Raw genomic sequence first — 14,846 nt, 5'->3', positions numbered from 1 at the left:
TTTTTTATAAAACGAGGACAAGAAAAGCATATTATCATTTTAGACGTTGATATAACAAGGTTTTAAACCCCTAATTACATCATGCCGCCCATTCCACCCATGCCGCCCATGTCAGGCATTCCCATGCCGCCGCCAGCTGGTTCTGGTTTGTCTGCAACAACTGCTTCAGTGGTTAAGAACATTGCCGCAACAGATGCAGCGTTTTGTAATGCATAACGAGTAACTTTAGTTGGATCAACGATACCCGCTTCAATCATGTTTACCCATTCGCCAGTAGCAGCGTTGAAGCCTGTGCCAACTGTTTCACGCTTTAAGCGATCAACGATGACAGATCCTTCAAGACCAGCGTTGTGTGCGATTGTGCGAACTGGCTCTTCCATCGCACGTAATACGATGTTGATACCAGTAGCCACGTCACCCTCAGCTTGAATTTCAGAAACCTTGCTATATACGTTAAGAAGGGCTACTCCACCACCGGATACGATACCTTCTTCAACTGCCGCACGAGTTGCGTTTAATGCATCTTCGATACGAAGCTTACGCTCTTTTAATTCTGTTTCAGTTGCAGCACCAACTTTGATGACTGCTACACCGCCAGCTAATTTAGCTAAGCGCTCTTGTAATTTTTCACGATCGAATTCAGAAGTCGTTTCTTCTAATTGAACGCGGATTTGGTTCACACGTGCTGCGATTTCAGCTGATTCTCCAGCACCCTCAACGATTGTTGTGTTTTCCTTTGTCACAACAATCTTAGAAGCGCGTCCTAAAGATTCGATTGTAGTTGTTTTTAATTCACGGCCAAGCTCTTCTGTGATTACATCTGCACCTGTTAAGGCAGCGATATCTTCAAGCATTGCCTTACGACGGTCACCAAAGCCAGGAGCTTTAACAGCAACAGCATTGAATGTTCCGCGAAGCTTGTTAAGCACTAGTGTTGAAAGTGCTTCCCCTTCGATATCTTCAGCAATCAATAATAATGGCTTGCCTTGTTGAACCACTTGCTCAAGAACAGGAAGGATTTCCTGGATGCTTGAGATTTTTTTGTCTGTAATTAAGATGTATGGATTTTCTAACACAGCTTCCATTTTATCTGTATTTGTTACCATGTAAGCAGAAGTATATCCACGGTCAAATTGCATACCTTCAACTACATCCAACTCAGTTGTAAAGCCTTTTGACTCTTCAATTGTAATAACGCCGTCGTTTCCAACGCGCTCCATTGCTTCAGCAATCAATTGGCCAACTTCTTTATCATCAGAAGATATAGCAGCAACTTGAGCAATAGACTCTTTACCTTCGATAGGCTTTGAAATTGCTTTTAAGCCTTCAACAGCTACAGCAACAGCTTTTTCGATTCCTTTGCGGATTCCCATTGGGTTCGCACCGGCTGTTACGTTCTTTAGACCTTCACGAATCATTGCTTGAGCAAGAACCGTTGCAGTTGTTGTACCGTCACCGGCAACATCATTTGTTTTGCTTGCTACTTCAGCAACTAGCTTTGCACCCATGTTTTCGAATGCATCTTCTAATTCGATTTCTTTTGCGATGGTAACACCATCATTTGTAATTAGCGGTGAACCAAATTTTTTCTCAAGAACCACGTTACGTCCTTTCGGTCCAAGAGTCACTTTAACTGTATCTGCTAGTGCATCAACTCCACGAAGCATTGCGCGGCGCGCATCTTCACTAAACATAATCTCTTTAGCCATTGTCAAAAAACCTCCTCATATTTTCTTAACCTATTTTTAAAAAATTGAACTTCTATAGCGGTCGATTCCGCTTTTCTATACTTACTCGCCTACGACAGCAAGGATATCGTTATCACGTAAGATTAAATATTCTGCTCCTTGATACTTCACTTCTGTACCTGAGTATTTTGAGAAGATAATGCGGTCACCAACAGAAACTTCAAGAGCTACACGTTCTCCGCTTTCAAGTACACGACCCGTACCTACGGCAACAACTCTTCCTTCCTGAGGCTTTTCCTTAGCTGAGTCCGGTAAAACGATACCGCTTGCAGTTTTTTCTTCTGATTCAACAAGCTCAATGACAATACGATCACCTAATGGTCTTAACAAATCAAACAACCTCCTCAAAAATTATGTAATTCTGACATTATTAGCACTCTCTATCCCTGAGTGCTAACACAATTATTATAATAATGAATCAACAAAACTTTTGCAAGTCTGAAGCAAAATTTTTTTATAAAAAAGTTAAATTTGTACAACCTTAAAAGTATATGAAAGATTAAAATTCTTATACATATAATTAAAGATAACTCTTCTAAATTGAAACAATCTAGCTTTTAAGAGTAAAATGAATAATAGGCTAAATAAATATGATTGACTTCTAAAGGAGAATATAAATTTGAAAAGGGAATATTGGATTGTATTAATTGTCTATATCGGCATGCAGTTATCGAGCCTATTAGGAATTCCTGGAACGACTTTTCTATTTGGATATTTAGGTATGGACCAAACATTGGTGGTTCCCTACTGGTTAATATTTAGCTTTTCTATTGCATTAGTGATCATCCTCTTCATCCTACGAAGGGAAATGCAAAGCGAAAAAACACGTTTAAATGAACGGGGCAGTGGATTTGCCGGTTCCGCGGTCTGGGCTGTGTTTGGAGTCTTCTTAGCCTTGTTTGCCCAAGCAACGGCAGCGAATATCGAGCGTTTCCTTGGCGTGGAGATGGGTTCAGAGAATACCCAGCAAATTATGGGGATTATTGAGTCCTTTCCACTCGCTATTTTAGTAAGCTCTATTATCGGACCGATTTTAGAGGAAATTATTTTTCGCAAAATTATTTTTGGTTCACTTCATAAACGCTTTAACTTCTTCATTTCGGCACTTATTAGCTCGGTTATCTTTGCTTTGGCCCATATGGAGCCACAGCACGTCATCCTTTATTCGGCAATGGGCTTTACGTTTGCTTTTCTTTACGTAAAAACCAAGCACATACTCGTACCCATATTTGCACACGTTGCCATGAACACCTTGGTCGTGGTGATGCAAACCGTTTATAAGGATGAAATAGAAAAACTCATGCGTGAAGCTGAGGCGATTCAAAACTTTATCGGAGGCTTTTTATGAAACGTTCACCATTGTTTTCCGGATTCATTTATATCTTACTCGGTAGTTTATTTACTTACTTTGCTATCGAGGACGTATCACAGAATGGCTGGGGATTTTTTAGCTATTTACTCGTGATATTGGCTACCTTTGACTTCGGTTCGGGTATCAGAATTATCTTCTTTTACAATAAGTACAAAAATCAAATAAAAAAATAGAATATCAAAACAATCTCTGCAACCGTGTAATTTTTTTCATATGGAAAAAAATGACCCGTTCACAAACTTGTGAACGGGTTTTAAATTTACTTATTCTTCATTTTCTTCTTCGATCTCACCTGTTGGATAGTGCTTTAAGAAATAGATCAGTGACTGAAGCTCTACGGCCAGGTCAATATGATGGACACGAATCGAAGGCGGAACATTTAATCTTGCTGGAGTAAAGTTTAGGATTCCTTTCACATTAGCCTGAACCAATTTATCTGTTATCGGCTGTGCAACAGAAGCAGGAACCGTTAGGATGGCTACAGGTATCTCATCTTTACCTAAATATTTCTCTAGGTCATCCATTGGATAAACCGGAACATCACCAATGGTTGTTCCCATTTTATTAGGATCCACATCAAAAGCACACTCAATCCTGGTGTTGTTATTTTTCAGAAAATTATAATGTAAAAATGCGGTACCTAAATTACCGACCCCAATTAACGCCACTTTTGTCAATTCATCTTGATCCAGTGTTTTACTGAAAAAAGTTAGCAGATAATTGACATTATAGCCGTAACCTTTTTTACCTAGCGCCCCAAAATAGGAAAAATCTCTGCGAATGGTGGCAGAATCGACTTTTACCGCTTCACTTAACTCTGCTGAGGATACACGCTGCTTGCCTGAAGAATGCAGGTTTTTTAAAAAACGATAATATAATGGAAGCCGTTTTGCCGTTGCCTGCGGTATTTTCATCGTATCATTACTCATAATTATCCACCCCAAAGTATCGTTTTAGCAATTATCTAACTTGTTCCGATCTATGAAAATCACCGTTTTTTCCTCCGGTCTTTTCAAGCAAATAAGTCGGTCCAATTACCATGCCTTTATCTACTGCCTTACACATATCATAAACGGTTAGCGCACCGGCAGATGCGGCTGTTAGCGCTTCCATCTCCACTCCTGTATTTCCCTTTGTTTTAACAACTGCAGCTATAGTTAGTCGATATGCATCCTCCTGTTCCTGTTCCCAAGCGAAGGTAATATTCACCCCAGTAATAGGTATCGGATGGCACATCGGTATAATATCCCAGGTTTTCTTTGCTGCCATCACTGCTGCAACTTGCGCAACGGCTAAGACATCACCTTTTTTCATTTCATTGTTTGTTATTTTTTGATATATTTCCTTATTTACAGTTATGCTGGAATGAGCAAGTGCCGTGCGTGCCGTTTCAGGCTTATCACTAACGTCGACCATTTTTGCTCTTCCTTCTTCATTAAAATGAGTAAATTCAGCCATTTGAATAAATCCTCCCTACCAATACAAATAATACACTATTTTATGGATTCTGTGTGTGAAACTTTGAGCGATTACATTGATATTTGATTATTTCCCTTCTGAGTCTCCGACCATTTCCCTTATTTATATGCCACTTTATTGCCGACTTTCTTGGAATGGGTTACACTATTTTTAAGTAATAGAGGTGAAAAAAATGATTTTATTACAAGTTAATCAATTAGCAAAATATTATGGCGCTGACCTTATTTTATCGAATATTAAGCTAGAATTACAAACGAGGGACCGCGTGGCTCTTGTCGGGCGTAATGGTGCCGGGAAGTCAACGCTCTTAAAGATTATTGCCGGACATCTATCACATGATGGCGGGGAAATTATCAAGCCAAAAGAAGTGACGATTGGCTATCTAGCTCAAAATACTGGCTTAGAATCAAATATGTCGATTTGGGACGAAATGCTGACTGTTTTCGAATCACTTCGAAATTTGGAGAAAACACTTCGACAACTTGAACAGCAAATGTCGGATTCTACCGTTTTGGAAGACAATGAAAGATTCGAGAAAATCTTAAAGGAATATGACCTCCTCCAGGTAAAATTTAAGGAGCAGGGCGGTTATCAGTACGAGGCGGATATTCGTTCGATTTTACACGGGTTAAATTTTCATGAAAGCACAAAAATGATATCTAGCTTAAGCGGTGGCCAAAAAACACGGCTGGCTTTAGGGAAATTGCTGTTAACTAAGCCTGATATATTAATTTTGGACGAGCCTACTAACCATCTGGATATCGATACACTCTCCTGGCTTGAGCAATACTTACAAGGGTATGATGGGGCGATATTAATTGTATCCCATGACCGCTATTTTTTAGATAAGGTAGTCACCCAGGTATATGAGGTCTCAAGGCGGCAAATTCAAAAATTTGTTGGTAACTATAGCTCTTATCTTGAACAAAAGGCGCTCAATTATGAGCGTGATATGAAGGTTTTTGAGAAACAGCAGCAGGAGGTTGCCAATCTCCATGACTTTATTCAACGAAACCTAGCACGGGCATCCACCACCAAACGGGCCCAAAGCAGGCGAAAGAAACTAGAAAAAATGGAAATCCTAGACCGTCCCCTAGGAGATGAAAAGTCTGCCACCTTTTCTTTTGAAATTGAAAAACAAAGCGGAAATGATGTATTATCCGTCGACTCCCTTGCTGTTGGGTATGACGGCAACAAAGTCTCCGAGAATATCTCATTTCGTGCCTATCGCAGTGAGAGCATTGCCCTTGTGGGGCCAAACGGAATCGGTAAGTCGACACTTTTAAAAACGATTATTAAAAAATTGCCTGCCTTAACAGGTACGATTCACTACGGTGCCAATCTTGCTATTGGTTACTACGACCAAGAACAGGCTGAACTGACTTCCAATAAGCGTGTATTGAACGAACTTTGGGATGAGTATCCACTAACAAGTGAAAAGGAAATTAGAACGGTATTGGGTAACTTTCTTTTTTCCGGTGACGATGTCTTAAAAATTGTCTCAACCTTAAGCGGCGGCGAGAAAGCCCGGCTTGCACTCGCTAAACTGATGCTTGAGAAGGCAAATGTACTAATTTTGGACGAGCCAACAAACCATCTTGATCTTGATAGTAAAGAGGTTCTTGAAAATGCTTTAGTAGATTACCCTGGGACCATCTTGTTTGTTTCTCATGACAGATATTTCATTAATCGAATAGCAACGAAGGTATTAGAATTGAGCAGCACCTCTAGTTCCGAGTATCTTGGGGACTATGATTACTTTTTAGAAAAAAAGCTCGAACAAGTTGAGCTTAAAGCACTTGAAGAGGCTGCTCAGAGCAAAAAAATGACTCAAACGGAGACACTCGAGAAAAACTCCTATCATCAGGACAAGGAAAGTAAAAAGCTCGAGCGTCAGCGTAAACGTAAGTTAGAGGAAATTGAATTACGTATTGAAGAGCTTGAAGAACAAATTCAAGAATATGATGACGAGTTATGTAAGCCTGAGGTGTTCCAGGATCACGAAAAGGTATTAGAAATTAACCTAAAAAACGAAAAAGCAAAAAATGAGCTGGAACACCTTATGGAAGAATGGGCTGAAATTGCGGAATGATAAGCTCTTTGATGATCGTAACCGCGTAAAAAGATGAGAACGGAACTCAAAAGAGCTCTTTGATGACCATGAACCGTGAAAAATGCCGAGGGCGGTAATCATAGGAGCTCTTTGGTGACCGTAAACCCTGTAAAAGGCCGTGGACGGTAACCATAAGGGCTCTTTGGTGACCGTAAACCCTGTAAAAGGCCGTGGACGGTAACCATAGGAGCTCTTTGATGACCGTAAACCCTGTAAAAGGCCGTGGACGGTAACCATAGATGACCATAAACCCTGTAAAAGGCCTTGGACGGTAACCATAGGAGCTCTTTGATGACCATGAACCGTGAAAAAGGCCGTGGACGGTAACCATAGGAGCTCTTTGATGACCGTAAACCCTGTAAAAGGCCGTGGACGGTAACCATAGGAGCTCTTTGATGACCATAAACCCTGTAAAAGGCCGTGGACGGTAACCATAGGAGCTCTTTGATGACCATGAACCGTGAAAAAGGCCGTGGACGGTAACCATAGGAGCTCTTTGATGACCGTAAATCCTGTAAAAGACCGAGGACGGTAACCATAGGAGCTCTTTGGTGACCGTAAACCCTGTAAAAGGCCGTGGACGGTAACCATAAGGGCTCTTTGATGACCGTAAACCCTGTAAAAGGCCGAGGACGGTAACCATAGGAGCTCTTTGATGACCGTAAATCCTGTAAAAGGCCGTGGACGGTAACCATAGGAGCTCTTTGATGACCATAAACCCTGTAAAAGGCCTTGGACGGTAACCATAGGAGCTCTTTGATGACCATGAACCGTGAAAAAGGCCGTGGACGGTAACCATAGGAGCTCTTTGATGACCGTAAATCCTGTAAAAGACCGAGGACGGTAACCATAGGAGCTCTTTAGTGACCGTAAATCCTGTAAAAGGCCGAGGGGGTAACCATAGGAGCTCTTTGATGACCGTAAATCCTGTAAAACGGTGAGGACGGTAACCATAGGAACTAAAGTTCCTTTTATAATTCGCTATTTCCAATTCTCCTTAGTATCATTTAACTGATAATGGAATGGAAAGGATATCAACTTTCGCCCCATCTTTTGCTGAATAAACGAAGAGTTCCAGTACTACTCCTTCTTTTTCTCCAAGTTCCCTATCAATGCTTATTTCAAAATCCCCCCATGCAGGCGCACCATCCGTCTGATACTTATCCTGCAATAAAATATCCTCGCACAGCTACTACCGCATATTGAAAGACGCCTTCAAACACTCTCGCCTTCCCCTTAATAACAAAGTTCCCCTCCTTTTCTAAAACAACCACCTGTTGAAAAGCTTCATTTTGGTATTCCTTTACCTCTTCTTTTTCTGGCACTGGGTCAACAATAGGTTTATTATCAATTGGTTTATTTGACTCTTCATTACAAGCCGTAAACCCAAACAAGGATACGATAGAAATCAGTACCAAAAACCTTCTTTTCATAACGTCCCCTCCCACTTTTTATTAATTTATTATTATTCTTATTTTATTCCGTGGATTTATATAAACACACAACGGAGAACTTCAATAGTGGAATAGGTTTCTACATATTATTGGCCGTTATCTACAAATAACTTCAGAATATCTACAAATACTTCTACGATTTCTACAAACTACGACAATTTATCTACAAAAAGTCCTAGTTTATCTACAAAATTCAACATTCTCCCCCTTTTTCCACAGACTTATACACATATTAAATTTGGTACCAACAACTTTATTTTTACTTTTCCACAGTATCCACAAAATAACCCTGAGTTATCCACATTATCAACAGATTACAGGGTGTTTATCCACATTTTTCATAATAGGAAGATTTTTAGAAAATAAACTATCCACAAAAAAGCCCTACTTATTAAGTAGGACTTTTTTACTCATTATATAATTCAATAGCTAAACCAGGGTTTGCATTTAAAGAAAGCTCTGCCCTTACACCTTTTTCAAACATAATACTCCCAGCTGCAGCAATCATCGCCGCATTATCAGTACATAACGCTAACGGAGGAATGACTAACTCTATCCCTTCCTTTTCAGCAGAGGAGCTTTCCAGTGCCTTCCTAAGCCCCTTTATTAGCGGCTACACCACCAGCCAATAGCACTTGCTTCACTTTGTACTCAACAACCGCTCTTTCAGTCTTTTTCACCAACACTTCTATAACACTTTCTTGAAAGCTTGCGGCAAGATCCTCTGGCGCTATGACCTCTCCACGTTGTTCAGCATTATGCACCCGGTTAATCACAGCTGATTTTAATCCGCTAAAACTAAAATCATACGAACCTTCCTCTAGCCAAGCCCTTGGCAAATCAAGAGTGTCACTGCCGCTCTGCGCCAAGCGATCTATATGCGGTCCGCCCGGATACGGCATATTTAACGTTCTTGCTACCTTATCATATGCTTCTCCTGCTGCATCATCTCTCGTCTCTCCGATGACTTCAAAATGCCCATGCTCCTTCATATATACAAGTTCAGTATGTCCGCCAGATACAACTAATGCCAGTAGTGGAAATTTAAACTCTGTCACCAATCGATTGGCATAAATATGTCCCGCAATATGATGGACTGGAACAAGCGGGAGATTATGTGAAAAAGCTAATGCTTTCGCTGCATTTACCCCTATTAATAGAGCTCCCACTAATCCTGGCCCCGCTGTTACAGCAATTGCATCTAACTCTTCAAAAGATAGCTTCGCCTGGTTCATAGCCTCTTCAATGACAATTGTTATTTGTTCAACATGATGACGAGAGGCGATTTCAGGAACAACCCCGCCAAAACGCTTATGGCTTTCAATTTGTGAGGCAATCACATTGGACGCTATCTCCTGGCCATTTTTAATTATGGCAACGGCAGTCTCGTCACAACTTGTTTCTATTCCCATAATCCACTGATCTTTTTTCATAAGTTCACCCACATAACTAAAGCATCTTCTTGATTATCTGAATAATAATTTTTGCGAATCCCGCCGTCCTGAAAACCAAGTTTTCGGTATAAGGATTGCGCCACGTGATTTGACAAACGCACTTCAAGTGTCATGCTCTTTGTCCCCATTTCTTCGGCTGTAGTCATCATTTTCTGTAACAACGCTTCTCCTAGCTTTCTCCCTCTGTATTCAGGCAGAATTGCAATATTTGTTATATGCGCCTCATCAATGACAATCCAAGCCCCACAATATCCGACAATTTTCTTATCTTCTTCAAGGACAATATAGACAGCAAATTTGTTATTATTAATTTCATTATAAAATGCTTCACGACTCCATGGTGTCGTAAAGGAAGCATGCTCAACGTCTAAAATTTGATCAATGTCCTCTTCCTGCATCGAACGAAATACAAAGGAATCTACCATATCTTTCTATTCCTATCCATTTAAATTTCCCCTATTTACTTCTAGCCACTTCGCCTCTGCTTCAGCTAAGCGAATATAATTAGGAACAAAGGAGTGTATGTCTTCATCTTGTTTATCTTTACCTAAAAATGCGAGTTCAGACGGACGAGGATTTTGTTCTGTACTAGCAGCAAATAATGCTTGCGAACTCAAGCTTGCTTCAATCGTTGCCTGATGCAGCGGTAAATCATTCCCAACGAAAAGAACGGGCCTGCTAGCCCCTTTAAGGCTCTCTACCCAGTCAGCTAACATGACTAAGCGGTCTTCTTTAACTACTGTCAACTTCCCATCCTGATAGGCATACAAGCCCGTATAGACTTGTCCTCTCCTTGCATCAAAGAGCGGTGAGACAAAGCCGTCAAAGTAACGCCCTGTCCCTGCAGCTAGTATCTCAAGGCTTGACACACCTGCTAGCGGAATTTTTAATGACCACGCCATTGTTTTGGCAATAGTCACACCTATTCTAACGCCCGTGTAGGAGCCAGGTCCTTTTGCAACAACAATTTTTGTTATATCTTTAGGAAACCGATCACAATCCTTCATTAATGTTTGAATCGCTGGCATGATTCGGACGGAATGATTCTTTTTTAAATTAGTTATGTACTCACCGAGCACCAAATTTTCTTCTAAAAGCGCAACTCCTAAAGAATAATTAGAAGTATCTATCGCTAAGATTGTCATGAAAAAATCTCCTTACATAATTGCTCATATCGATTTCCTTTTGGTACGAACACCATTTTTCTCTTTTCTAGATCTTCGTGATACAAGTAAATCGTTAGTAGTTCCATAGGAAGCTGCTCCTCAATTAAGTGGGCCCATTCCACTACAGTGACGCCATCACCTTCAAAGTATTCATCAAACCCTAAATCTTCAAATCCATCAGCTACCCGATAAACATCCATGTGATACAAAGGTAATGTTCCTTTATATTCTTTTATTATCGTAAAAGTCGGGCTGTTAACTGTTTTCTTTATCTCTAATCCCTTAGCCAAACCTTTTGTGAAAGTTGTCTTGCCTGCACCAAGATCCCCCTCGAGTGCAATAACATCACCCGGCTGTAAAAATGTAGCCAGCCTTTCAGCAAATTGAGAAGTCTCAAAGGGGTCTACTGTAATTTTTTCAAATTGATTCATCTAATCACCTTTTTACTATAACATAGAGTACATATTCATCATTAACTACATTCTACCTAAATAACGTACAAAAAATCCTTAGGAAATCTCCTAAGGATGCCTATTTAATATGTATTTTACATGATATTAACCTTTTGAGCAAAAAAAAGCAAAAAAAAAACGAAACCCAGTTTCGTATTTCTTAATGAAATAATGGCGGTCCGGACGGGACTCGAACCCGCGACCTCCTGCGTGACAGGCAGGCATTCTAACCAACTGAACTACCGGACCAAAAGTTTTTTCAAGTGTTTTTCTTGAAAAGAACTTACATTAATTGCGGGGACAGGATTTGAACCTGCGACCTTCGGGTTATGAGCCCGACGAGCTACCGGACTGCTCCACCCCGCGACAATAAAAATAGTTATTATGTACTTTGCTAGTATAACATAGATGCTATAAAGTATGTACAAATAATTAAAATAAAACAGCCTGGCAACGTCCTACTCTCACAGGGGCGCCTGCCCCAACTACCATCGGCGCTGAGAAGCTTAACTTCCGTGTTCGGTATGGGAACGGGTGTGGCCTTCTCGCCATAATTACCAGACTATTTATTTAGAGAAAATTCTCATTCCCTCAAAACTAGATAATGCTTGAAGAAGAAAGTAAAACAAGTTCGCCTTTTAAATATGGTTAAGTCCTCGAACGATTAGTATCAGTCAGCTCCACACGTCACCGTGCTTCCACCTCTGACCTATCAACCTGATCATCTTTCAGGGTTCTTACTAGCTTGACGCTATGGGAAATCTCATCTTGAGGGGGGCTTCATGCTTAGATGCTTTCAGCACTTATCCCGTCCGCACATAGCTACCCAGCGATGCCTTTGGCAAGACAACTGGTACACCAGCGGTGCGTCCATCCCGGTCCTCTCGTACTAAGGACAGCTCCTCTCAAATTTCCTGCGCCCACGACGGATAGGGACCGAACTGTCTCACGACGTTCTGAACCCAGCTCGCGTACCGCTTTAATGGGCGAACAGCCCAACCCTTGGGACCGACTACAGCCCCAGGATGCGATGAGCCGACATCGAGGTGCCAAACCTCCCCGTCGATGTGGACTCTTGGGGGAGATAAGCCTGTTATCCCCGGGGTAGCTTTTATCCGTTGAGCGATGGCCCTTCCATGCGGAACCACCGGATCACTAAGCCCGACTTTCGTCCCTGCTCGACTTGTAGGTCTCGCAGTCAAGCTCCCTTGTGCCTTTACACTCTGCGAATGATTTCCAACCATTCTGAGGGAACCTTTGGGCGCCTCCGTTACTCTTTAGGAGGCGACCGCCCCAGTCAAACTGCCCACCTGACACTGTCTCCCACCCCGATAAGGGGTGCGGGTTAGAATTTCAATACAGCCAGGGTAGTATCCCACCGACGCCTCCACCGAAGCTAGCGCTCCGGCTTCTCAGGCTCCTACCTATCCTGTACAAGCTATACCAAAATTCAATATCAGGCTACAGTAAAGCTCCACGGGGTCTTTCCGTCCTGTCGCGGGTAACCTGCATCTTCACAGGTACTATAATTTCACCGAGTCTCTCGTTGAGACAGTGCCCAGATCGTTACGCCTTTCGTGCGGGTCGGAACTTACCCGACAAGGAATTTCGCTACCTTAGGACCGTTATAGTTACGGCCGCCGTTTACTGGGGCTTCAATTCAGAGCTTCGCTTACGCTAACCCCTCCTCTTAACCTTCCAGCACCGGGCAGGCGTCAGCCCCTATACTTCGCCTTGCGGCTTCGCAGAGACCTGTGTTTTTGCTAAACAGTCGCCTGGGCCTATTCACTGCGGCTCTTCGAGGCTATTCACCCCAAAGAGCACCCCTTCTCCCGAAGTTACGGGGTCATTTTGCCGAGTTCCTTAACGAGAGTTCTCTCGCTCACCTTAGGATTCTCTCCTCGCCTACCTGTGTCGGTTTGCGGTACGGGCACCTTTTATCTCGCTAGAGGCTTTTCTTGGCAGTGTGGAATCAGGAACTTCGGTACTATATTTCCCTCGCTATCACAGCTCAGCCTTCACGAGAAGCGGATTTTCCTACTTCTCAGCCTACCTGCTTAGACGCGCATATCCAACAGCGCGCTTACCCTATCCTCCTGCGTCCCCCCATCACTCAAACGATAAAGAGGTGGTACAGGAATATCAACCTGTTGTCCATCGCCTACGCCTTTCGGCCTCGGCTTAGGTCCCGACTAACCCTGAGAGGACGAGCCTTCCTCAGGAAACCTTAGGCATACGGTGGATGGGATTCTCACCCATCTTTCGCTACTCATACCGGCATTCTCACTTCTAAGCGCTCCACCAGTCCTTACGGTCTAGCTTCAACGCCCTTAGAACGCTCTCCTACCACTGACACCTAATGGTGTCAATCCACAGCTTCGGTGTTACGTTTAGCCCCGGTACATTTTCGGCGCAGAGTCACTCGACCAGTGAGCTATTACGCACTCTTTAAATGGTGGCTGCTTCTAAGCCAACATCCTGGTTGTCTAAGCAACTCCACATCCTTTTCCACTTAACGTAAACTTGGGGACCTTAGCTGGTGGTCTGGGCTGTTTCCCTTTTGACTACGGATCTTATCACTCGCAGTCTGACTCCCACGGATAAGTCTTTGGCATTCGGAGTTTGTCTGAATTCGGTAACCCGATGAGGGCCCCTAGTCCAAACAGTGCTCTACCTCCAAGACTCTTACAACGTGAGGCTAGCCCTAAAGCTATTTCGGAGAGAACCAGCTATCTCCAGGTTCGATTGGAATTTCTCCGCTACCCACACCTCATCCCCGCACTTTTCAACGTGCGTGGGTTCGGGCCTCCATCCAGTGTTACCTGGACTTCACCCTGGACATGGGTAGATCACCTGGTTTCGGGTCTACGACCACATACTAAAAACGCCCTATTCAGACTCGCTTTCGCTGCGGCTCCGTCTTATCAACTTAACCTTGCATGTAATCGTAACTCGCCGGTTCATTCTACAAAAGGCACGCCATCACCCATGAACGGGCTCTGACTACTTGTAGGCACACGGTTTCAGGATCTGTTTCACTCCCCTTCCGGGGTGCTTTTCACCTTTCCCTCACGGTACTGGTTCACTATCGGTCACTAGGGAGTATTTAGCCTTGGGAGATGGTCCTCCCAGCTTCCGACCGGATTTCTCGTGTCCGGCCGTACTCAGGATCCACTCAGGAGGGAACGAAGTTTCGACTACAGGGTTTTTACCTTCTCTGACGGACCTTTCCAGGTCGCTTCATCTACCCCGTTCCTTTGTAACTCCATGTTGAGTGTCCTACAACCCCAAGAGGCAAGCCTCTTGGTTTGGGCTATATCCCGTTTCGCTCGCCGCTACTCAGGGAATCGCGTTTGCTTTCTCTTCCTCCGGGTACTTAGATGTTTCAGTTCCCCGGGTCTGCCTTCCATACCCTATGTATTCAGGTAAAGATACTGCTCCATTACGAACAGTGGGTTCCCCCATTCGGAAATCTCCGGATCAAAGCTTACTTACAGCTCCCCGAAGCATATCGGTGTTAGTCCCGTCCTTCATCGGCTCCTAGTGCCAAGGCATTCACCGTGCGCCCTTTCTAACTTAACCTGAAAGGTTTTGTTTCTTATTGAAAA

12 protein-coding genes, 2 tRNA genes, 2 rRNA genes and 1 pseudogene are annotated in these 14,846 nt (G+C 42.9%); 3 read left to right on the top strand and 14 right to left on the bottom strand.

Going from position 1 to position 14,846, the window contains the following annotated elements; genetic code table 11:
* Positions 1 to 74: 74 nt before the first annotated feature.
* Positions 75 to 1,709, bottom strand: a complete 1,635-nt coding sequence (gene groL / locus NSS81_RS13520; protein WP_342429229.1) for a chaperonin GroEL — start codon at positions 1,707 to 1,709, stop codon at positions 75 to 77.
* Positions 1,710 to 1,790: 81 nt separating this feature from the next.
* Positions 1,791 to 2,078, bottom strand: coding sequence for a co-chaperone GroES (gene groES / locus NSS81_RS13515; protein ID WP_342429228.1), 288 nt, complete (start codon positions 2,076 to 2,078; stop codon positions 1,791 to 1,793).
* A gap of 289 nt (positions 2,079 to 2,367) precedes the next feature.
* Between groES and NSS81_RS13510 the strand changes: the two genes are divergently transcribed.
* Positions 2,368 to 3,096 (top strand): type II CAAX endopeptidase family protein, encoded by a 729-nt coding sequence (locus NSS81_RS13510; protein WP_342429227.1) that lies wholly within the window; start codon positions 2,368 to 2,370, stop codon positions 3,094 to 3,096.
* Entirely contained in the window at positions 3,093 to 3,293 is a 201-nt protein-coding gene (locus NSS81_RS13505; protein WP_342429226.1) for a YdiK family protein, read from the top strand. Before NSS81_RS13510 ends, NSS81_RS13505 begins: the two co-directional genes overlap by 4 nt.
* A gap of 90 nt (positions 3,294 to 3,383) precedes the next feature.
* On the opposite strand, the gene NSS81_RS13500 is transcribed toward NSS81_RS13505, so the two are convergent.
* The gene (locus NSS81_RS13500) at positions 3,384 to 4,049 is read right to left on the bottom strand and encodes a redox-sensing transcriptional repressor Rex (protein ID WP_342429225.1); all 666 of its coding nucleotides are present in this window, start codon (positions 4,047 to 4,049) and stop codon (positions 3,384 to 3,386) included.
* 31 nt (positions 4,050 to 4,080) lie between these two features.
* Positions 4,081 to 4,578 (bottom strand): cyclic pyranopterin monophosphate synthase MoaC, encoded by a 498-nt coding sequence (gene moaC, locus NSS81_RS13495; protein WP_342429224.1) that lies wholly within the window; start codon positions 4,576 to 4,578, stop codon positions 4,081 to 4,083.
* Positions 4,579 to 4,771: 193 nt separating this feature from the next.
* Between moaC and NSS81_RS13490 the strand changes: the two genes are divergently transcribed.
* The gene (locus NSS81_RS13490; RefSeq protein ID WP_342429223.1) at positions 4,772 to 6,691 is read left to right on the top strand and encodes an ABC-F family ATP-binding cassette domain-containing protein; all 1,920 of its coding nucleotides are present in this window, start codon (positions 4,772 to 4,774) and stop codon (positions 6,689 to 6,691) included.
* Between the two features lie 1,024 nt (positions 6,692 to 7,715).
* Here NSS81_RS13490 and NSS81_RS13485 read toward each other — a convergent pair.
* The 10 genes and pseudogenes from NSS81_RS13485 to NSS81_RS13440 form a co-directional block, all read right to left on the bottom strand.
* Positions 7,716 to 7,883, bottom strand: coding sequence for a hypothetical protein (locus tag NSS81_RS13485; protein WP_342429222.1), 168 nt, complete (start codon positions 7,881 to 7,883; stop codon positions 7,716 to 7,718).
* Positions 7,873 to 8,145, bottom strand: coding sequence for a hypothetical protein (locus tag NSS81_RS13480; protein WP_342429221.1), 273 nt, complete (start codon positions 8,143 to 8,145; stop codon positions 7,873 to 7,875). Before NSS81_RS13480 ends, NSS81_RS13485 begins: the two co-directional genes overlap by 11 nt.
* Before the next feature lie 427 nt (positions 8,146 to 8,572).
* Positions 8,573 to 9,599: pseudogene (gene tsaD / locus NSS81_RS13475) on the bottom strand (tRNA (adenosine(37)-N6)-threonylcarbamoyltransferase complex transferase subunit TsaD).
* Entirely contained in the window at positions 9,596 to 10,045 is a 450-nt protein-coding gene (gene rimI / locus NSS81_RS13470) for a ribosomal protein S18-alanine N-acetyltransferase (protein WP_342429220.1), read from the bottom strand. Before rimI ends, tsaD begins: the two are co-directional and overlap by 4 nt.
* Positions 10,046 to 10,057: 12 nt before the next feature.
* The gene (gene tsaB, locus NSS81_RS13465) at positions 10,058 to 10,765 is read right to left on the bottom strand and encodes a tRNA (adenosine(37)-N6)-threonylcarbamoyltransferase complex dimerization subunit type 1 TsaB (RefSeq protein ID WP_342429219.1); all 708 of its coding nucleotides are present in this window, start codon (positions 10,763 to 10,765) and stop codon (positions 10,058 to 10,060) included.
* Positions 10,762 to 11,217: a tRNA (adenosine(37)-N6)-threonylcarbamoyltransferase complex ATPase subunit type 1 TsaE gene (gene tsaE / locus NSS81_RS13460; RefSeq protein WP_342429218.1), complete on the bottom strand. Its 456-nt coding sequence runs from the start codon at positions 11,215 to 11,217 to the stop codon at positions 10,762 to 10,764. The genes tsaB and tsaE overlap by 4 nt, the downstream gene beginning before the upstream one ends.
* A 193-nt stretch (positions 11,218 to 11,410) precedes the next feature.
* Positions 11,411 to 11,487: transfer RNA gene (locus NSS81_RS13455), tRNA-Asp, on the bottom strand.
* A gap of 43 nt (positions 11,488 to 11,530) precedes the next feature.
* A tRNA-Met gene (locus NSS81_RS13450) sits at positions 11,531 to 11,604 on the bottom strand.
* A 79-nt stretch (positions 11,605 to 11,683) separates the two neighbouring features.
* A 5S ribosomal RNA gene (rrf, locus tag NSS81_RS13445) occupies positions 11,684 to 11,800 on the bottom strand.
* An 82-nt stretch (positions 11,801 to 11,882) separates the two neighbouring features.
* Positions 11,883 to 14,820 (bottom strand): 23S ribosomal RNA (locus NSS81_RS13440).
* Between the last annotated feature and the right edge of the window lie 26 nt (positions 14,821 to 14,846).

The sequence above is a fragment of the Neobacillus sp. FSL H8-0543 genome (assembly GCF_038592905.1).
In the GTDB taxonomy this organism is placed as follows: domain Bacteria; phylum Bacillota; class Bacilli; order Bacillales; family Cytobacillaceae; genus Neobacillus.
The sequence above is the reverse complement of the archived record's forward strand: the minus strand, read 5'-3'. Positions and strand labels throughout refer to the sequence as shown.